Source organism: Petrotoga sp. HWHPT.55.6.3 (assembly GCF_002895495.1).
Classification (GTDB): Bacteria; Thermotogota; Thermotogae; order Petrotogales; family Petrotogaceae; genus Petrotoga; species Petrotoga mobilis.
This window is the reverse complement of the sequence record NZ_AZRJ01000009.1, coordinates 98,187-118,121: the sequence shown is the minus strand read 5'-3', so window position 1 is coordinate 118,121 and position 19,935 is coordinate 98,187. Positions and strand designations below refer to the sequence as shown.

The window sequence follows — 19,935 nt, the reverse complement described above, 5'->3', positions numbered from 1 at the left end:
CAATTCTTTGTTCCTTAAAAAACAAAAAGGAGGTTTCTTTGTGCCAACATTAACTTTTAAAGGTGGTGTACATCCGCCTCAGAAGAAGCATTTTACAAAGGACAAACCTTTTGAAAAGTTGCCTTTGCCAGACTTTGTGTACCTATTCACAACTAACCATATTGGAGCCCCTGCAAAGCCAATCGTAAAAGAGGGTGATCAGGTAAAAACAGGCCAATTAATAGCAGAGGCTACAGGCAATATTTCAGCAAACATACATGCTTCTGTTACAGGGGAAGTTCTTGGAATAGAATCATTTATAAATACCTCCACAGGAAGAAAGGATAACGCAATCGTAATAAAAAGAACTTCCGAAGATATCTGGGAATATATTGAACACGATGAAAACTTTAAGAAGTTTTCAAAGGAAGAATTAATAAACATTGTTAAAAAAGCAGGTATAGTGGGATTAGGTGGTGCTATGTTCCCATCTCATGTGAAATTAAGTATACCCGAAGGCAAAAAAGTCGATTACTTAATAATCAATGGAGCAGAATGTGAACCATACATAACTGTTGATGATATGATGATGAGAACATACACAGAAGAAATAATTAAAGGAATAAAAATAATAGAATATATAGTTAATCCAGGAAAAATTTATGTGGGCATCGAAGAAAACAAACCCGAAGCAATAAAAGCCATGAAAAACGCATTAAAAAATGAAAATATCGAAGTTGCAATTCTAAAAACAAAATATCCTCAAGGTGCAGAAAAACAATTAATAAAATCTATCACAAAAAGGGAAGTCCCTTCAGGAGGTTTGCCTATTGACGCAGGGGCTTTAGTTTTTAACATTTCCACTACCTATGCAATTTATGACGCGGTAATCAACGGGAAACCATTAGTTGAACGTGGTATCACATTGAGTGGGGGTGTAAAAAAACCTGGTAATTATTGGTTCCGTATTGGCACTAAGGTTTCGGACCTTTTAAATCAAGTGGAGCTCGTCGAAGAGGAAAAGATCGACAGAATCATCTATGGCGGACCAATGACTGGATTACCTTTACCAAATATTGATTTACCGACTTTCAAGGGGAACAATGCTATCACCGTCTTAACAAAAGAAGACATACCACAAAAGCATGAATATCCATGTATTAGATGTGCTTCTTGTGTTAGAGCATGCCCCATGGGACTTCAACCTTACTACCTAAAAAAACTTGCTGATGCTAGGAAAAACGACATCGCACAAGAAAATGGAATTATGGATTGTATAGAATGTGGTGCTTGTTCTTACATTTGTCCATCAAATATAGATCTAGTTAAAACATTCAAGACAACAAAAAAGGTTATAAAAGCCATTCAAAAAAGGAGGGTTTGAGGTGAATCTTAGCACTGAAGCTGCACCCCATTTTAGAACTAACAATACCACTCGTAAAATTATGATCGATGTTTTGATATCATTGATACCCGCGGTTATTGCTTCAACATGGATCTTTGGTTTTCGAGCACTTTTTATTATGTTATTTTCTATGGTTTTTGCAGAAATGCTGGATTTTTCGATTGTTCGTTTTGTAAGAAAACAAAAAGATCATATCCCTGATTTTTCCGCTTCTGTTACAGGGTTACTCTTAGGTATGAACCTTTCTTTAGCTGTTAACTGGTGGCAAATTATGTTAGGAGTGGTCATTGCGATAATTTTAGCGAAACAAGTATTTGGGGGGTTAGGTCAAAACTTTTTTAACCCTGCTTTAGTTGGAAGGGCTTTTATGTTGATATCTTTCCCTACAGCTATGACCACCTGGTATGTACCTTTTTATTACCAGAATCCTGATATTGTTACTTCTGCCTCCGTACTGGGAATAATTTCTGAAGAAGGAATGAGCACAGTACTCCAAAATTATACTTACTGGGATATGTTCATCGGAACAATTCCCGGTTCTATCGGAGAAGTTAGCGCTTTAGCTTTAATTATTGGTTTCATATACTTAGTCATTAAAGGTAGAATAAAATTGATGATCCCTGTATCCTATATAGGAACGGTTTTAATTTTTAGCTCTGTTTTTTACATGGTTGATCCTACCAAATTTGGAACTCCCTTGTTCCATCTTTTAGCAGGTGGCTTAATATTAGGTGCTTTGTTCATGGCAACGGATATGGTTACTTCTCCAATGACCAAAATGGGCCAGCTCGTTTTTGGTGTGGGAGCTGGTATTTTGACGATGATCATAAGATTTTTTGGTAGCTACCCCGAAGGTGTTTCCTTTTCAATTCTTATCATGAACGCTTTTGTCCCTTTGATAGATGATTGGCTAAAACCAAAAATTTATGGAACAACCAAAGGGGAGATAAAACATGCGTGAATATATAAAAACAGGTTTAATCTTAACCGCTTTTATGGTTGCTGCCGGTCTTTTAGTATCTATTGTGTATAATTTTGTCAATCCAATGATAGTACAATCAGAATTCAATAATACATTGTCAGCTATAGAAGAGGTATTAAAAGATGCAAATACTGGTGAATATTTAGTTTCTAATATTCCTACCAATGAAGAACAGTTAGAAAAAAATATATGGAAAGAAGATCAAGATGGTGTTTTATACGTAAGTCCAAAAAACGCAAAAGTTTTTTCCCCGGTTTATAAGTTCACGGAAAACAACACCGAAATTTATGTCATGACAGTTTCAGGAGTAGGTTACGGAGGAGATGTGGTTAGCGTTATTTCATTCATCAAAAAAGATGATGTCCAAATTACTTTGAATAAAATAGAAGTAATAAATTATTCACAAGAAACTCCAGGGCTTGGGGCCAAAATCTCTGAAGAACCCGTGAAAAAAAGATTTAGTTTGATCCCAGAATCAGGTTTAAATGTAGGTGTTAAAGTCGATAAAGACGCCGGCGTAACTGTCCCAACTAATTCAATAAATAGTTACAAAGAACAAGGTGTAGTGAAAACTAGCGATGTAATGACAGGAGCAACAATAACTCCAAGAGCCGTTGCTGATTCTATTAATGCAGCTGTAGAATTTTTAAAAGAGGAAGGGGTGATGTGAAAAGATGGCGGATCTGAAAAACTTTACCAACGGTTTGATAAAAAACAACCCAACTTTTGTTCAAGTGTTAGGAATGTGCCCTACTTTAGCTACAACTACAAGCGCAGAAAATGGTTTGGGTATGGGAATAGCTACTCTAGCTGTTTTAACAATGTCAAACATTGTAATCTCTTTGATCAGGAAAATAGTTCCTAAAAAGATAAGAATACCCATTTATATTGTTATTATAGCTTCTTTTGTAACAATGATAGATCTCATAATGCACGGACTAACATACGAATTATGGCAGACTTTGGGAATATTTATACCTTTGATAGTTGTGAACTGTATCATAATGGGAAGGGCAGAATCTTTCGCATCAAAAAACGGGGTATTAGATTCAATATTTGATGCCTTGGGAATCGGTTTAGGTTTTACAGGAGCACTCGTATTATTGGGATCAGTAAGAGAATTATTGGGTAACGGAACGATCTTTGGTTTTACGGTGTGGGGAGACGCCCTCAACTTATACCTTTTCATACTACCACCTGGCGCATTCATTACTTTAGGACTTTTACTTGGAATGTTCAATTCGATAGGTATAAGTAGAGAAAACAAAAAGAAGAAGGCAGGTGCTAAAAAATGAATCTTATCCTTCTCTTTATTTCAGCCGCTTTGGTAAACAATATTATTTTAACTAGATTTTTAGGTATTTGCCCTTTTTTAGGAGTTTCTAGAAGCAAAAGTTCCGCTGTTGGAATGTCTATCGCAGTAATTTTTGTCATGACGATAGCAGGAGTAATAACTTGGCTCTTAAATCAGATACTAATAATGCTTGGAGTAGAATTTTTAAGAACGATCGTGTTTATTTTGGTAATTGCTGTACTTGTTCAATTTGTTGAGTTCTTTATTAAGAAATCAAGTCCAGCCCTTTACGAAGCCTTGGGGATATACTTACCACTCATAACAACCAATTGTGCAATATTGGGGATCGCATTGTTAAACATACAAACTAATTACACCTTTATCGAAAGTTTGGTAAACTCTTTTGCTTCTGGATTGGGATTTTCGCTGGCATTAATAATATTTTCTTCAATAAGAGAAAAAATGCAACTAAACAATGTCCCAAAACCCTTCCAAGGTACCGCTTTAGCGCTAATAACGGCTGGACTTCTTTCAATGGCTTTTATGGGGTTTTCAGGTTTGGTGAAATTATGAAAAGGGAGAATAATCTCCCTTTCACTTTTTGTATATGTAGAATTCATCAATTATTTCGTCAATTGGAGTATATTGATTTGGGAAAAGAGGATTATCAACCCTCGCCACTGCTTTTACAGTAACTTTGATCGAATCTTCGTAAACATCAAAAATAATGTAATGGAGCTTTCCGAGAACGTGCTTTACATGCCAAGGCAGTGGATCCGCTCCATGATTTGTATTTAGCTTAGCACCCCCTCCACCACTGGTTATAAACATGATTCCATCCTTAAAATACCTTTCGTAAGCGTGTATATGTCCGTTTATCACAACATCAACACCGTACTTTTCGAAAATGGGCAACCAATTCTTTGTGTTGAAATGACCTTCGGGAAGATTTTCTTCCATATTACCATACTCCGTGGCTGTCGTCCAAAAAGGATGATGGAAAGCCACGAAGATAAATTTTTTATCATTATTGTTTTTAAGATCTTCTTCCAGCCACTTCATTTGTTTTTCATAAAGATCCGTAGATTCCAAAATATTAGAATCTAAGATAACAAAATGAGAGTTTCCATAATCAAAAGAGTACCATCTCTTGGAATAATCTCCACCACCACTTGGAAGCTCGAATGCCCTATAATAAAGTAAACTGTTTCTTTCGTGATTACCTAAAGCCATGTAATAGGGGATTTGAGAACTTAAAGGGTTTGCAGACTCAAAAAATTTACTCCAGCTCTTCTCTGATGTGCCTTCTTCCGTGTGATCTCCAGGCTTTAGAATGAATGCTGTATTTAGATCCGAATCTCCTACAATTCTATTAACAACGTAAGCGTGTCTTTCGTCATAGATTTGAGTATCTCCATAAACTATAAATCGAAAAGAATCAACATTTTCATCTAAAGGCTTGGTTTTAAAAGCCTTTTTTTCTGTCTTAACATCATTCAGAGTATAAGTATCTTCAACATTTATCACGTATTCATAGGAAGAATCAGGTTGCAAGCCAGAAAGTTCTATATAGTGATATTCCAAAGGAAACTCGTTTTGTATTTCTAACACCTTAGCTTCGCTACTTGAATCATAAACTTCTACAGTTGACCTGGCAGGGACAGCCATCCTGAAATTGATAGTCACACCATCTTCCTCTTTGTTAGTGAGGAAAGGTTGGTAAAAAAAGTAATTTTCTCCAACTTCAACAAAAAGGTCTTCAGACTCTACAATAGAGACAGATTCACTCTTCAAATTTCCAAAATCTACTTTAACTTGGAAATTCCCATAATCTTCATCATTGGGAAGATAAAATTCTGCTTTTCCTTTTTCATCAACTAGTTGAACATCTTGAATGGTTCCCAATTCATCTTCTACAACAACTCTCATGCCCTTAGCAGACTTTTCATTGTTCAATATTATATTTTTTTCGATAGTTGTATAACCTATACCGAATTTATCATAATATCTTTTTTCTATTTCGCTAACGCTCTCACCAACGGTTATAACTCTCGTAAATTCAAGAACATCCTCAGGTTCAAGGGTAAAAAATGAGATACTTGTGGTCATCTCGTCGTTTGCTATAACCCTCTGAAATGTTTGATCATCAACCGGGAAATAGCCAAAGCTTCCAAAATCTTGCTGAAGAACTAATACATAGTTATTTAAGATCTTTGACTTTATAAAAAAAGGAAATGTGTCGGAGTAATCTATTATTTCATTCATTTGGACTCGTTTTTTTGTTTCCGTTTTGTTAGTTATCATAGTACTCAATAAGAGGTTTTGTTCTTGTAGGGTGTAAGTATTCAACACTTTGAAGTCGTTTTCATCATAAATGAAAGAAATCGAATCTTCCGAAGTTTCTACAATGCTGTTTTGGAGCTCTACACCTGAAATTAGAATTTTATGATTTGTGAAAAGACTTTTATTAACTTCATTACTTTTAAAAAGGGTTATATATCCATTTTCTTTAGAAATTCCTATTGTCAAATAGTTGTTGGATAATATATAATTATCCTGATAAGATGAAATTAGATCTGCTGAAAAAAAGAGTACAGACAAAATAGCAAAAAATGTTACGATAAGATACTTTTTCACATTAATGCCCCCTTTTCGTGTTTTTTCGCTCTTTCAATATTATATCATATAAGAAAAACCCTTTGGTGTGGTATAATATTTGCTGAATTAAATTTTATGCGGAGGTGAAGTCATGGCAAAGAGAAGTTCTTATGCGAAAGAAGCAGAAGAAAAAATGAAAAAAACTCTTGAACATTTCGAGGACGAATTAAAAAAAGTAAGAACCGGACGACCTACTACCGCTATTTTTGAGGATATAAAAGTCGATTATTATGGTATGCCTACTCCCATTAATCAGGTTGCAACCTTAAGTGTTGGAGAAGAAAGAACAGTTGTCATAACCCCATGGGATAAAAAGATGCTGGAACCGATAGAAAAAGCTATAAATGCTTCTAATTTTGGCTTTCACGCGATAAACGATGGTAACGTAGTTAGGGTATCTTTCCCAAATCCCACTATTGAAGAAAGAAGAAAACTGGTAAAAGCTATAAAAGAGATGCTAGAAGAAACAAAAGTGGCTTTAAGAAATATTAGAAGAGATGATATAAAAAAGGTTAAAGAAATAAAGAACGAGGGTTCAATAAGTGAAGACGAGGCAAAAAAATTCGAAGAAGAAATCCAAGAGATTTTAAAAGAAAATGAAGATGAGGCAGAAAAAATATTCCAAAGAAAAGAAAAAGAGATCATGGAGTCATAAATGTGGAAAATATAAGTATGAAACTTTCAAAAGTACCTGCCCATGTTGGTATAATTATGGATGGAAACGGAAGATGGGCAACTAAAAGTGGCTATGACAGAAACTATGGACATCAAAGGGGTGCTGAAACTGCCCTCAAAGTTATTGAGTGGTCTAAAGAAGTTGGAATTAATTATCTTACCTTATACACCTTTTCAGAAGAAAATTGGAAGAGACCACAAAATGAAATAGAATTTTTATTTGATTTACTCATAAGATACTTTGAAGATAACCTTAAACGTATCATAGAAAATGGGGTAAATGTTAGATTTTTAGGAAGAATCAATAAACTGCCAGAAAGTCTCATAAAGACTTGTAAAGAAATCGAGGACATAAGTAAAAATAACAAAGATTTCAATTTGATCTTCGCCTTGAATTACAGTGGAAGACAAGAGATTGTAGATGCAGTAAATAAAATCTTGAAAGAACAGAAGACAACAATAACAAAAGAAGATATTGACAGCAACCTTTATTTACCAGATGTTCCTTATCCTGATTTAATAATAAGAACAGCAGGTGAAGAAAGACTAAGTAACTTCTTACTTTGGCAATCTGCTTATTCTGAACTGTATTTTACAGAAACTCTATGGCCTGATTTTTCCTATGATGATTACTTCAACGCCCTTTTAGATTATTCTAAAAGAGAGAGACGATTCGGGGGTATAAGCAGTAAGTCTAAAGATATGGAGGAAAACCTTTGAATAAAAAAGAACTCTGGACAAGAGTAATATCAGGGGTAATTATTGGACCTATAGTTGTTTTTTCTTATTTAACGTATCCCACTCTTTTAGGATTGGTTACAACTATAGTGATGTTAGCTTCCTTTGAATTGATTGAACTATTTACAAGTGATGTCAAAAATAGTTTCATCAAGCTTTTGCTTACTTTTATTGTAGGAACATCCAGTCTTATATATGGATTCTCCTTGGAGGCTGAATATAGAGGAATTTTACCTTTTGAAAGTGAAGGAATATTTTTCTTAGCTTTCGTAGCGTCTGTATTTTCGATCATGCTCTTAGTTAAAGAAATAACGCACACAAAAAGGTTCATAGAATCTTCTGCATTAAGTATTATCTACGTATCTTTTTTCCTTTCAAACTTTTATTTGATTCATTTGAACTATGGACCAGGGATGGCGATTTTAGCATTAACTGCAGTATGGGCTTATGACGCCGGTGCATATTTTTTTGGATTGAGTTTCGGTAAACATAAACTTTCTCCACATTTTTCACCAAAAAAAAGTTGGGAGGGATTATTAGGTGGCATCTTTTTCACTTTTGCTTATATATTTATATTTGATTCCATTGGGGTTTTTTTTGGAAGCATTCAAAAAATAACTCTCTTGCAAACCCTTATCTTTGCATTGATGGTGGGCTTTTTTGATACCATTGGAGATTTAACAGAATCAATTATTAAAAGATATTATAATGTAAAAGATTCTGGAGAAATTTTACCAGGTCATGGGGGAATGCTCGACAGAATTGATGGTTTGTTGATCGTAACCCCAATGTGGTATTTTTTGTTGAGAATACTGTGGATATAGGGGGCGAAAATGAAAAAGACAAAATTTAACGAAGGTTTCACAGTGGTTGAGGTTCTAATAGTATTGGGGATCATTTCAATCCTCGCAAGTATCGCTATCCCATCGGTTACGAGACTTATCAATCAAGCTAAAGCAACTAAAATAGTAACTGAAATGCAAAATGTTCAAGTCGCTGTAATGAACTATGGTATTTATAATTCAACCTTAAGTGGGGTGACGTTTGCTGCTCTCTTGTCAGACGGCTATTTAACTTCTCAACCAGAAAATATAGAAATAGTAAAAGATTCATCTACCCCATTAGAAATCAGAATCGTATATGACGGTGACTCACCTACCGCAACAGAGCTAAAAAAGATTAACAACAACATACTTATCGATAATGATACTGCCTATTTAGTAGTTAAATATTAAAAGAATAGAAAGCAGACACTTTAGTGAGGGTGGGAAACAGGGCAAAGGGTTACTGACAGAAGTTTTAGAGTTTTCAAAGAAAGAATAATTTGAAAAAAATTAGGAGGATTTCTATATGAAATATTTTACCTCTGAAGAAATCAGAGAAAATTTTTTGTATTTTTTCGAGAAAAAAGGGCATAAAAAGTTACCTAGTTCCTCATTAATTCCCAACGATCCTCAATTGTTGTTTACGGTGGCTGGAATGGTCCCTTTTAAACCAATATTTTGGGGAAAAGTTGAACCCACTTATACGAGAATCACTACATGTCAAAAATGTTTAAGAACGAACGATATAGAAAATGTTGGAAGGACCCCCAGGCATCATACTTTTTTTGAGATGTTGGGGAATTTTTCTTTTGGGGATTATTTCAAAAAAGAGGCTATAAAATGGGCTTGGGAATTTTTAACAGAAGAATTAGGACTTCCAGCAGAAAAATTATGGGCTTCTGTGTATGAAACTGATGACGAGGCTTTTAATATCTGGAAAGACGATATCAAAATACCTGAAAATAAAATACTAAGATTTGGTAAAGAAGAAAACTGGTGGGGACCTGCAGGTCCAACCGGTCCATGTGGCCCATGCTCAGAAATATACTTTGATACAGGGTACACCGAAAACTGTCCAGACCAAGAAAATTGCACCCCCGCCTGCGATTGTGGTCGTTTTGTCGAGATTTGGAACATAGTTTTCACTGAATATTATTCCGACGAAAACGGAAACCTATCCCCTTTACCAAGAAAAAACATTGATACCGGTGCGGGTTTTGAAAGAATCTGCGCAGTGGCTCAAGGTAAATATGATAATTTTGACTCCGATCTATTCAAAGAAATAATAGAAGAAATACAACGAATCTTTGGTGTAAAATTCAGAGAAAATAAACGTAAAGACGTATCAATAAAAGTAATAGCCGATCATTCAAGGGCGATTGCCTTTCTAATATCTGAAGGGATTATACCATCAAATGAAGGAAGAGGTTACGTTTTAAGGAGATTAATAAGAAGGGCTGTAAGACATGGAGCTTTGTTGGAAGCAAAAGGCCCCTTTTTAAGCAGTATCCTTGAAACAGTGATTAAAAAAATGGGAAAAATCTATCCTGAACTCATCGAAAAAGAATCTTTAATCAAAGATATTTCCTTTATGGAAGAAGAAAAGTTTTTTGAAACTATGGAAAAAGGAATGGAAAGGTTAAACAATATAATTCAAAACTTAAACAACGAAACTACATTACCGGGGAAAATAGCCTTCGAACTTTACGATACATACGGATTTCCTTTGGACCTCACAAAAGAGATATTATCCGAAAAAGGGATAGAAGTTGATGAAAAAGAATTTACAGAACTGATGAACAAGCAAAGAGAGATGGCAAGATCAGCTTCGGGTAAAGTAGAATATGATACAGAAAAACAAATTTACAAAGAAATCGATAAATTTTTGACTCCAACTGAATTTATTGGTTATGATAAACTAAGTTCGACAGAAGAAGTTCAGCTTATAATAAAAGGTAATAGTATTGTCCCACAAGCTCAAGAAGGTGACGAAATCGAACTCTTCTTCCCTAAAACGCCCTTTTATGCCGAAAGAGGAGGACAAGTCTCAGATAAGGGTGTTATCTACAATGAAACATTCGAAGCTGAAGTTATACATGTCAAACCTATAAGAAATGAGATAATATCTCACCTCGTAAAAATAAAAAAAGGTAGTATAAAAAACGGAGAAAGAGTATTTCTAAAAGTTGATGAAAAAAAGCGAAAAGCTACAGAGAAAAACCATACAGCGACACATCTTTTGCATTCTGCATTAAGAAAAGTAATTGGAGAGCATATAAGGCAGACTGGTTCATATGTAGCCCCAGAAAGATTAAGATTTGATTTCACACATTATGAACCTCTGACCCAAGATCAAATAAAGCAAATCGAATACCTTATAAACGAACAAATACAAAAAGCTATCCCTGTTAACATATACCTAAAAAGCTTAGAAGAAGCAAAAAGTATGGATGTTATAGCCTTATTTGAAGAAAAATACGGAGAAGTGGTAAGAATTGTGGAAATAGACGACTTCTCAAGAGAGCTCTGTGGAGGCACGCATGTTTCCAACACAGGAGAAATAGGTCTCTTCAAAATTTTGGAAGAATCCTCTATTTCATCAGGAGTTAGAAGAATAGAAGCTATTACAGGTTTTGAAAGTCTTAATTATGCTACAGAATTGGAAAGTATTATGACTAATTTATCTAAAATGTTGGATTCATCAAGGGACCAGATACCTGATAAAATCGAAGGTATTCTAAAAACTATAAAAAATCAGGAAAAAGAAATTAAACAACTTCAATTTCAGTTGGCCACAGAAAATATAGAAAGATTAGCTGAAACTCCACAAATCATAGAAGGCGAAAAGGTGGTAGTAGCTCAGTTAGAAAACTTAGAAAAAGATGTTCATGCTAACACGGCCGATATTTTACTTCAAAAGTTGGGTAGAGGCGTTGTGATCCTTTTCAACAAGAGTAACAATGATCAAGTAAGTTTGATAGTAAAGGTATCAAAAGACACTTCTAAAAAGTTCCACGCCGGAAACATTGCAAGAAAAATAGCCTCCTATTTAGGTGGCGGTGGAGGCGGCGGACCAACTTTTGCACAAGCTGGCGGAAAATATGCTAATAAGGTGAAAGAAGTGATAGAACACATAAATGATTTTATGGAGGTTTAATATTGCTTGGGGTTGCTTTATCCGGAGGTGGGGCCAAAGGCGCTGCCCACGTTGGAGCACTTTTAGAACTTGAAAAAATGGGAATTAAATTTGATATCGTTGTTGGTACAAGTATTGGCGCACTCGTAGGTGCTGGGTATGCCATTTTAGGTAATTCCAACTTATTATATGAATACGCTTTAAGGTTACAAAAAGCTCCTTTTATAAAAAAAGCACCCTCATCTCGTAAAATACCATCTATTTTGACGTGTATAGGTGCAAACTTGCTACCATCGGCTTTACCTTCTTTTCTTTATTTTTATATATTAAAAAGGATATTTAAAGACGTCACCTTTGAAGATTTGAAAATTAAATTCTATTGTACAGCGGTAAAAATGGATAGTGGAGATTTGGTAATTTTTCGTGAAGGACCTTTATTCCCAGCTTTAAAGGCTAGCATGGCGATGCCTGGTGCATTCAGGCCCTTTAAAATAAACGGTAGCAAATACATAGATGGCGGAACCCTGGAAAAGCTACCTATCCTAACGGCTAAAAAAGTTGGCGCAGATAAAATTATCGCCCTAAAACTCTTATCAAAGAAGATAAAATACGAGGAAATAAAAAATGCCTCCCAAGCTTTTGATAGGATGGATACAATAAGAGAAAATATATATGATAATTTAACTGAAAAGTTTGCTAACGTACTTATCGAATTGCCCACAGAAGATTTCAATACTTTAGATTTCACACAAACAGAAGCGTTAATAGATACTGGGAGAAGGGCTGTTTTAGAAAGAAAGGAAGAAATCTTGGAGAAAATATCATGATTTTAGTAAGTGGAGGATTTGGATGGCAAGGAATTAAAGCAGCTGAAAACTTAAAAGATTTGGATCTATCCAGTTATGATAAAATCATCACCAACGGCATCACAGGATTTTGTATCGCCTGTTTCCAACTCAAGAAAGAAAAGCTTCTTCATCAAAGTATAAAAAGCTTAAAACCCTACTTGAATACAATAGACAAAGATTACATCTTCTTTGGAAACATAAAAAATTGTCTGAAACTTTCTTCAAATTTAGGCAAGTATGAATATCAATTAAAAGAAGATGCTGAATTAAACATTCCCTTAGAAATCGAACTGATGAATTTAAAAACTGAAGAAATAACAACTAAAAAAATCAGCACCATTCAAGAAAGTTTTTTCTATTCTACCCTCTTACCTGGTATCAGACCACCATTTCAAGGATGGTGCAATACCGCTTCATTTTCAAGAACACCTTGCTACTCATTATTAAAGTATCAAGGTGAAGAAATAGAAATCTATGGATCGCCGTATAATTATCACAAATCTTCAACCATACAAAGGTTATACAAATCCATTCAGGTTATGAGAAGCAGATACTTTTACGAACTGGTCATGAATGAAATCAAAACAAAAAATACGGTAAATTTCAAAGGATAAAAGAAGGGAAAAGGTGAAAAAACTTTACCAGGTGGACGTTGAGGAAAGATCATCAAATAAAAGATACGAATGTCTATTACTTGTAAAAGATAAAGAAGAAATTTATGATATTCTGTCTAACCTCAACATCAGAGTTATCAACATCAATGTTGATAACTTTTATTTCAACAGTAAAAAATTCAATATTGATCAAATGATCAGCCTTGTTGATAATCTGTACCTCCTTGTAAACTCGGGGCTGACCCTCTTTGAAGCTATGGAATTTTTAGTTTTCAACGAACAGGTTGATAAGTTCATAAGAGGTGTTGTTTTTAAAGGTTACTTCTTAGTAAAAAAAGGATTAGACTACAAAACTGCATTTGACTTTCCTGAAATAGATAACTACTTTAGGTATACCATAAACATCTCAAAGACAACGCTAATTTTAAGAGAAAACTTATCCAATTTAAAAGATTACTATAACAACGTCAAACTTTCCAGGTCTACCGCCGAAAAATCATTAATTTATCCACTACTAATTCTTTCATCAATTTTGGTTTTGCTTTTTCTTCTAAATTTTTGGGTCATTCCACAGTTTTCTACTCTTTTAGGATACGATATTAATCTTGACTTATCAACTTACATGTTGATAAGTATGTTGATATTTTTCTTCTTTGGGTTGATAACTTTCTGGATAGGCAAGGGAAACGATATTTTTTGGACAAAGATTCCGTTTTTAAAGTCCTTGTACAAGAATTACATACTTCACGAATTCACAAGGAACGTTAACTTACTTTTAAAAAGTGGTCTCACAATATACAACGCTTTAGAAATAGTCCTTTCTAACACGAATTCACAGTATATATCATCTACTTTCTTAACAGCCTATTTGGATATAGAAAAAGGGAAAGATCTTACCGAAGTTTTTTCAAAAATAAAAGACGTTAAAGAATTTTCTTTAACAATGAGCGTCTCAAAAAGGAAAGGAAATTATAAAGAGGTATTTGACTTCTTAGAAAACTATTATTATTCGTCTTTTAAAACCGCTTCAGATAAGATTATGAAAATGATCGAACCTGTACTTATAATATTTTTATCTGTAATAATTTTGAGTTTAGCATTTGAAATTTACTCCAATGTCTACTTAGGGGGGATAAAATTTGAAATGGGGGGTACATTCTAAATCTCATAAGGAAGGCTTTTTACTTATGGAAGTGCTAGTTTCTTTGGGTATCGAATTAATCTTGTTCTCGTCTATAGTTTTTTTCACTGTATATCCACTTCAAAAATACTTTTCATCTCTTACGGAAAGATTCATAGCTTCAGAGGTGGTGTATAAAACACGAAGCGCCTCTACCCATTACGGAGAGGATAACAACTTAAACGGAATCCTACGCTCTCAAATAGTACAGGGAAAATTAAAAATCGTGACTTATGATATAAGATACAGAATAGAAGATCAAAGTAGCCAAGATCTATTATGGAGCTTTGGAAAAATAGCAGGAATGGGAGGTAGAATAGTAAACAGCGAAGGAAAAACCATATTCAACGTCGTCCCAGTCACAGGAGCTCTTACCAATCCATGATCTATCTTCAAGCCTTTGGAGGAAAATTATGATTAAGCTCAAATACAAAGGGAAAAAAGTATGTATAAATCATATTGATTGTTTTATTAAACCATTTGAAAATGAATTTCAACTGAGAAAAATATATTTCCAAGAAATAACGGATAAAAAAATTGCTTTTAAAAAGATCCATTCTTCTGATAAAGAATATTTTTTAGTAGTCGATGCTATCGACTACAACAAATCAAAAAGATCTTTATTCTTTGACACTATTCTACCGATTCAATCCATTCTTTTGAGAAAAGTCTTAGAATTCAAAGAGGGTAGATACGTTTTAGGTACAGATTTTTTCAATTATGAATTTATTAGAAACAAAGAATTCGCATTTTCAGGATTAATAGTTGACGAAAAACCAACATACTTTTTTAATAATCAAGAATTGAAGGAATTAGCAATAAAATATTTGGAGGATAAAAGAATTGTTCCTGTTAGAATCTAACGTTAGAAAATTTCTGAAATACACACTAATAACAATAATAATTATACTTTTCGTTCTTCTAGTTGTTGAAAGTTATGAGAAATATCAAGAATATCTGAATATCAAAAGGATGCAAAACAACTTAAATTATACTTACAACAACTACCTTTACAAAGTTGCCAACCAAAGGATGGTCGTAGAAGAATTTTTTGATTTCCTAACAGATAACAACTTCTTTCTAATAGAATTCAACTACTCCTTGACCGATGGACTATCAGCAAAAGTTGCAACCTTTATGGAGCCAACTCAGAAAATAAAGAGCAAGTACTCCATATCAGAAGTCTCTAAAATAAACATGGGATCCAATTATTACGTGGTTCTTGAAATTAAAGAACAAGGAGTCAACCAATGAAACGCTATCTATTTATTATTCTTTTGTTGATTATAACTTTAGTGTATATAAAAAATTATGAAATTGAATCACCGAACCTAAAATTCTCTCTCTATACCATATCAGAAGTAGAAAGCAACTTCTCATCAGAGCCTCTACAAAAAGAGTTAGAAAATATTTTATCTTCTGATCTTTTGTTGGAAAATATGATTATAAAAAGAAATAACGATTCTTTTCTTGAACTTGGGGATAATTTTGACATCTTAGTATCCTTTTCATACCCTAATTTTGAGTACAGCCCATCGGATGTTATTAATAATAAAAAATTACACATAAAAAGCTCAAACATTTTCAAGCCTTTAAAAATTGACTTATTAGATCTATGGTCACAAAAAGATAACTTGCCTAAATATCAAAAAGAAGGGGTAGAATTCTCAGGTTTTTTCATAGATTCAGAAGGAAGAAATACAGGGTTTGTTTATTTCTTCGATGAACTTATAAAGCTTTCCGCAGGCGATACATTGGGGGAAGATTTAGTATTGGCAATTTTCAATGATGGAATTTTAATTCTCACTCAAGATAAGAGACTATGTGTTCTCTAGTCAATTCAAATTTCTTTAATTTTCCCATCTCCACTAATAGTATCTGCAAGAAAAATTAACTTCATGTGAATTTTTATTTACTCTTTCGTTATTTTTTATCCCTCTAAGAATATTCGAATTTCTTCAATCTCTCGCTTACGTATAATATGGCCTAATGCAGGTTTTATAGATTTTTCAAAATATGGTATAATTAAATTGACAAACAAAATCTAAAAAAAGAGAGGCCAGACATGAATGAATTAGTGCACAATCCTCATGATCTATTCTTCAAACGAATTTTCAGTGACATAAGGATAGCTCGAGATTTCTTATGGAACTATCTACGTTTGCTGCTTTGTGCAAACTAATTTTTTAGATGATTTTGACTTTGAACTTGTTTTCGTGGATCTTAAGGGGCTTGCCTTTTGCTGGTTTATGTAAAAAAATCTTTTAAAACAAAATTAGGTTTTGGGGATCTTAAGGGGCTTGCCCCTTAATGTGTATGGCTACATATACATTCTGATGGAACACAAAAGCTACATTGAAGGGAAAGTAATCTTTCAACTGTTGAGATATATTACGAGCATCTGGGAAGAAAAATACGATCCCAAAACAAAAAAGGTACCAATAATAATACCGATGGTAATATACCATGGAAGAGAAATCTGGAACGTAGAAACGAATTTATTAAATATGGTACAAGGGATAGAAGATTTACCAAATGAACTAAAAACATACTTACCTACATACCGATATGAAATATGTGATTTCTCGATCAAAAGGAAAAAAAGGATAATAGGATTAACAGCGATGAAAGTTGCAATAGAAGCAATGAGAGCAGGAACGGCAATGACCAAAGAAGAATTTAAAGAAAGATTAAGAAGGGTATTTGAATACATAAAACAACTACCAGAAGAAGAGGTACATGAATGGTTTGAAGAGTGTATGATCTACTTACTAAACGTAAGGGAAGATGTAACGATAGAGGAGATATTAAAAGTACAAAAAGAAATAATGCCTGGAAGGGGTGAGATAGTTATGACGATAGCTGAAAAGTTGAGAAACGAAGGTAAATTAGAAGGAGAAAGAGAAGGGAAACTTGAAGGCGAAAGAGAGTTCGCAATTAGAATATTAAGCAAAAGATTTGGTAACCAACTAACTGAAGAGATAAAAGACAAGATAAGAAAAGCGGATGAAAAAACGATAAACTACATAGGGGATAACTTGTTAGAAATAACCATAGAAGAGCTAAAAGAGTTGTTGAAATAATGGGGTAGGAGGTAGATTAATTAATTTATCTACCTCCTTCCCGATTTTAGCTACATGTTTTTCATGGCATTATATACTATAGCGCAGAAATCAGAGAATGTCAGCAAATCATAGGGTTTGAATTCTCCATCTTTTACATCCATTACCTCTAACGCAGTTACTATCGCTATGCTGTTTTTAACTTCCTTATCAAGGTTATTGATATCTTTTGCCGGTAATATAAAGCATATATCCGAGTCTACAAGTTTACCATAACCCGCAGCTCTCGAAAGCCATAGGGCAATCTGGGCTCTTGTAACGGCATCGGATGGTTTTACATCCTCTTTTATCACACCTTGTTTCATTAAAGCTTTCAAGGCGATTCCTTCAGGCGTGGTTTCTACAGCCCCTTCCTCTGTTCTGGGCTCTGGCGTTGAATAATAATTTGGAATAAATGCCTTAGTAAGTATTAATGCAGCCTGGCCTACCGTCACATTTTCACTAATCTCTGGTACCGGTTGAGGCATAATACCCGTATCAATGAAAATCTTTAAGATCTTCTCATTCTTATCTCCGATTACTCCAGTATAAGGGTCGAACTTTCCTCCTGGCATAGGCAAGGTTGATTCACCATATCCTACAAACTCACCCGTCTTGGCGTCTATCCCAAAGCCGTTGATATCGGAGAGTTGATAAACAGGAATCGGTTCCCCCACAGGATCTCCTGTATACTGATCTCTCGGTAAAGCAAAGGAGAGCTGAAGTTTTTGATACTGAGACAGCTTTACCTCGGCTTCTTCAATGTTAATAATTCCAGTAGTATCGATCTTCTCGATGTCACTGTAATTAATATTAAATCGAACTACCTTACCCTCGTTATCAACATTGACATTAACCGTATTAACGGGGTATAAGACTCCCTCCTGATACATGATGAAGTTTACTGTGTAGTTGTAATCTTTGCCAGACACCACCAGCATGTTTTCAAAAGGAAGATTTGCCTTGGATAAATAATCCTTTGCAATTTCCACTGCCTTTTCTATTCCTATACCATTATCGGCATCCGAGAAAGTCGGCTGATTTAACCCTTTGCCATAATTAAGGCTTATTATCTTCCCTGTCTCCATCTCAATTACTGAGTTAAAAGTGATGTTGCTATCTTTATCCCCATGATTAGCAAAAATATTATATACGTTTATATTTTGATCGTTATAGTTTTCATTTATACTGATATTTAGATTGAATTTTTCTGGGTCATTACCCATGCTCTTCAGATATTCCTCCACAAAATCCTTTGCTTTCTTTTCATCCATCTTCCCCAGGGAAGACATTTTATTTACATTGGTTACCTTATACTCTTCCCTTTCGCCCATCTCAAAAGTCTGACCGGTGTAGTTTACGGGCTCCCCCGTTCTAGCATCAATCCCCATTGGCAAAGGATATAAGCCAGCGCTCTTGGCCGGAGCATACAAGAGCTTATTTTCGGGAGGGGAGTACTCTCTCCATATATCCTTCTGAACAAGGAAGGTACCCATTATTTGATCCATTTTCTCTAAAGCTTCATCTTCGCTCAGTAACCCATCGATGTCAACCTTAGATATGTCTGTCCAGTTAATGTAATAATTTGATACCTTTCCGGTTGTGGCATCAATACTTATATCTATCCCTTGGTTGATATCTATCCCGTCGTTGATACCACTTAGCTGTTCAACGTTTCTCTTGAAATGATAGGTATAATTTGTCTGCCCGTCTTTATAATTATAAAAACCATATTGAAAATCAGGGTCTTTGTCTATCTGGTCATATTTGTCGGGTGCGTACCTCTTTATGAAGTTTAAAGCCTTGTCTTTGAGCTCATCCCTCGTGTAGTTTGGTACATTGTTGTCTTCGCTACCTGGATAATAGTTTTTGTAGTACCTATAGCTCACCAGTTCACCCGTGGAGGCATCCACCAAAGCATTGACAGTGATATTTTCATCCCAATAGCGAATATTCCAAGCCTGAGATGGTACATCGTACCTATAACTCAGCTCGGCACTAAACTTTGCTGCATCGATACCTGAGATCTCTGATACTAAGTTTTTAGCCTTCTGGGAAGAATAAGTCGGCTCGACAGCAAAGACGCCCACCGCCAACATGCTTATGAACATAACAGTTGTAAGAACAACTGATAAAATATTTTTCATTGTTTACCATCTCCTCATATTTGCCTTCACCCCGAAGAGGATTCAAAGAAATAAATCTTCTTGTGGATAAATTATACAACATTCAAATAACAAAAAGTAAATCAAGTTCCAAGACAATAATTACTATCTAGCCATTACCCTATTTCGATGGCAATTAATTATGATCTAATATTGGTTAAAAACATTCACAAAATCCACTTGCATTTCAAAAAATTTTTTCTTCCCAATAGTAGTATCTGCAAAAAAAAATCAAAAAAAATAAATTTTCAAAAAAACAAAAAATCCTCTAAGAATGATGCTCATCATAAAAAAGAAATCCTCTAGGGGTGGTGGGCGGGAAAAGATAATAAGAAA

General features: G+C 34.5%; 20 protein-coding genes. 18 read left to right on the top strand and 2 right to left on the bottom strand.

Annotation, left to right across the window (positions count from 1 at the left end):
• Positions 1–40 precede the first annotated feature (40 nt).
• The 5 genes from rsxC to rsxA are packed head-to-tail and all read left to right on the top strand — an operon-like array spanning position 41 to position 4,233.
• Complete coding sequence (rsxC, locus tag X926_RS03785; protein WP_103065069.1) at positions 41–1,363, top strand: electron transport complex subunit RsxC; 1,323 nt, start codon at positions 41–43, stop codon at positions 1,361–1,363.
• Between the two features lies 1 nt (position 1,364).
• A complete protein-coding gene (locus tag X926_RS03780) occupies positions 1,365–2,345 on the top strand; it encodes an RnfABCDGE type electron transport complex subunit D (RefSeq protein WP_103065068.1) in 981 nt (326 codons plus the stop codon).
• The gene (locus X926_RS03775; protein WP_103065067.1) at positions 2,338–3,036 is read left to right on the top strand and encodes an RnfABCDGE type electron transport complex subunit G; all 699 of its coding nucleotides are present in this window, start codon (positions 2,338–2,340) and stop codon (positions 3,034–3,036) included. The genes X926_RS03780 and X926_RS03775 overlap by 8 nt, the downstream gene beginning before the upstream one ends.
• A gap of 4 nt (positions 3,037–3,040) precedes the next feature.
• Positions 3,041–3,661 (top strand): electron transport complex subunit RsxE, encoded by a 621-nt coding sequence (gene rsxE, locus X926_RS03770; protein ID WP_012208451.1) that lies wholly within the window; start codon positions 3,041–3,043, stop codon positions 3,659–3,661.
• Positions 3,658–4,233 carry an electron transport complex subunit RsxA gene (rsxA, locus tag X926_RS03765; RefSeq protein WP_012208452.1) on the top strand — a complete coding sequence of 192 codons (576 nt, stop codon included), beginning with the start codon at positions 3,658–3,660 and terminating at the stop codon, positions 4,231–4,233. The genes rsxE and rsxA overlap by 4 nt, the downstream gene beginning before the upstream one ends.
• A 21-nt stretch (positions 4,234–4,254) precedes the next feature.
• On the opposite strand, the gene X926_RS03760 is transcribed toward rsxA, so the two are convergent.
• Complete coding sequence (locus X926_RS03760) at positions 4,255–6,297, bottom strand: metallophosphoesterase (RefSeq protein WP_103065066.1); 2,043 nt, start codon at positions 6,295–6,297, stop codon at positions 4,255–4,257.
• 112 nt (positions 6,298–6,409) lie between these two features.
• On the opposite strand from X926_RS03760, the gene frr reads away from it, so the two are divergent.
• The 13 genes from frr to X926_RS03695 all read left to right on the top strand — a co-directional run bounded on the left by frr (position 6,410) and on the right by X926_RS03695 (position 17,416).
• A complete protein-coding gene (frr, locus tag X926_RS03755; RefSeq protein ID WP_103065065.1) occupies positions 6,410–6,973 on the top strand; it encodes a ribosome recycling factor in 564 nt (187 codons plus the stop codon).
• 17 nt (positions 6,974–6,990) lie between these two features.
• The gene (gene uppS, locus X926_RS03750) at positions 6,991–7,713 is read left to right on the top strand and encodes a polyprenyl diphosphate synthase (protein ID WP_369973674.1); all 723 of its coding nucleotides are present in this window, start codon (positions 6,991–6,993) and stop codon (positions 7,711–7,713) included.
• A complete protein-coding gene (locus X926_RS03745; RefSeq protein WP_012208456.1) occupies positions 7,710–8,555 on the top strand; it encodes a phosphatidate cytidylyltransferase in 846 nt (281 codons plus the stop codon). The genes uppS and X926_RS03745 overlap by 4 nt, the downstream gene beginning before the upstream one ends.
• 9 nt (positions 8,556–8,564) lie before the next feature.
• On the top strand, positions 8,565–8,966 hold the full coding sequence (locus X926_RS10375; protein ID WP_103065063.1) for a prepilin-type N-terminal cleavage/methylation domain-containing protein: 402 nt from the start codon (positions 8,565–8,567) through the stop codon (positions 8,964–8,966).
• A gap of 115 nt (positions 8,967–9,081) precedes the next feature.
• Positions 9,082–11,712, top strand: a complete 2,631-nt coding sequence (alaS, locus tag X926_RS03735) for an alanine--tRNA ligase (RefSeq protein WP_103065062.1) — start codon at positions 9,082–9,084, stop codon at positions 11,710–11,712.
• A gap of 2 nt (positions 11,713–11,714) precedes the next feature.
• A complete protein-coding gene (locus X926_RS03730) occupies positions 11,715–12,518 on the top strand; it encodes a patatin-like phospholipase family protein (protein WP_012208459.1) in 804 nt (267 codons plus the stop codon).
• Complete coding sequence (locus X926_RS03725; protein ID WP_103065061.1) at positions 12,515–13,153, top strand: hypothetical protein; 639 nt, start codon at positions 12,515–12,517, stop codon at positions 13,151–13,153. Before X926_RS03730 ends, X926_RS03725 begins: the two co-directional genes overlap by 4 nt.
• A gap of 13 nt (positions 13,154–13,166) precedes the next feature.
• Complete coding sequence (locus tag X926_RS03720; RefSeq protein ID WP_103065060.1) at positions 13,167–14,315, top strand: type II secretion system F family protein; 1,149 nt, start codon at positions 13,167–13,169, stop codon at positions 14,313–14,315.
• A complete protein-coding gene (locus X926_RS03715) occupies positions 14,293–14,718 on the top strand; it encodes a hypothetical protein (RefSeq protein WP_041534031.1) in 426 nt (141 codons plus the stop codon). The genes X926_RS03720 and X926_RS03715 overlap by 23 nt, the downstream gene beginning before the upstream one ends.
• 28 nt (positions 14,719–14,746) lie before the next feature.
• The gene (locus tag X926_RS03710; protein ID WP_103065059.1) at positions 14,747–15,196 is read left to right on the top strand and encodes a hypothetical protein; all 450 of its coding nucleotides are present in this window, start codon (positions 14,747–14,749) and stop codon (positions 15,194–15,196) included.
• Positions 15,177–15,587: a hypothetical protein gene (locus tag X926_RS03705; RefSeq protein WP_103065058.1), complete on the top strand. Its 411-nt coding sequence runs from the start codon at positions 15,177–15,179 to the stop codon at positions 15,585–15,587. The genes X926_RS03710 and X926_RS03705 overlap by 20 nt, the downstream gene beginning before the upstream one ends.
• Entirely contained in the window at positions 15,584–16,168 is a 585-nt protein-coding gene (locus X926_RS03700) for a hypothetical protein (RefSeq protein WP_103065057.1), read from the top strand. The genes X926_RS03705 and X926_RS03700 overlap by 4 nt, the downstream gene beginning before the upstream one ends.
• A 477-nt stretch (positions 16,169–16,645) precedes the next feature.
• Positions 16,646–17,416, top strand: a complete 771-nt coding sequence (locus tag X926_RS03695) for an Rpn family recombination-promoting nuclease/putative transposase (RefSeq protein ID WP_233186671.1) — start codon at positions 16,646–16,648, stop codon at positions 17,414–17,416.
• Positions 17,417–17,466: 50 nt separating this feature from the next.
• Here the strand turns inward: X926_RS03695 and X926_RS03690 are convergent, their stop codons facing one another.
• Entirely contained in the window at positions 17,467–19,581 is a 2,115-nt protein-coding gene (locus X926_RS03690) for a YcdB/YcdC domain-containing protein (protein WP_103065056.1), read from the bottom strand.
• Positions 19,582–19,935 lie beyond the last annotated feature (354 nt).

Bases quoted from the DNA above. Each gene is read 5' to 3' on its own strand.
- X926_RS03775 (WP_103065067.1), top strand. From the start codon at position 2,338: ATGCGTGAATATATAAAAACAGGTTTAATCTTAACCGCTTTTATGGTT.
- rsxE (WP_012208451.1), top strand. From the start codon at position 3,041: ATGGCGGATCTGAAAAACTTTACCAACGGTTTGATAAAAAACAACCCA.
- rsxA (WP_012208452.1), top strand. From the start codon at position 3,658: ATGAATCTTATCCTTCTCTTTATTTCAGCCGCTTTGGTAAACAATATT.
- frr (WP_103065065.1), top strand. From the start codon at position 6,410: ATGGCAAAGAGAAGTTCTTATGCGAAAGAAGCAGAAGAAAAAATGAAA.
- uppS (WP_369973674.1), top strand. From the start codon at position 6,991: ATGAAACTTTCAAAAGTACCTGCCCATGTTGGTATAATTATGGATGGA.
- X926_RS10375 (WP_103065063.1), top strand. From the start codon at position 8,565: ATGAAAAAGACAAAATTTAACGAAGGTTTCACAGTGGTTGAGGTTCTA.
- alaS (WP_103065062.1), top strand. From the start codon at position 9,082: ATGAAATATTTTACCTCTGAAGAAATCAGAGAAAATTTTTTGTATTTT.
- X926_RS03725 (WP_103065061.1), top strand. From the start codon at position 12,515: ATGATTTTAGTAAGTGGAGGATTTGGATGGCAAGGAATTAAAGCAGCT.
- X926_RS03710 (WP_103065059.1), top strand. From the start codon at position 14,747: ATGATTAAGCTCAAATACAAAGGGAAAAAAGTATGTATAAATCATATT.
- X926_RS03700 (WP_103065057.1), top strand. From the start codon at position 15,584: ATGAAACGCTATCTATTTATTATTCTTTTGTTGATTATAACTTTAGTG.
- X926_RS03690 (WP_103065056.1), bottom strand. From the start codon at position 19,581: ATGAAAAATATTTTATCAGTTGTTCTTACAACTGTTATGTTCATAAGC.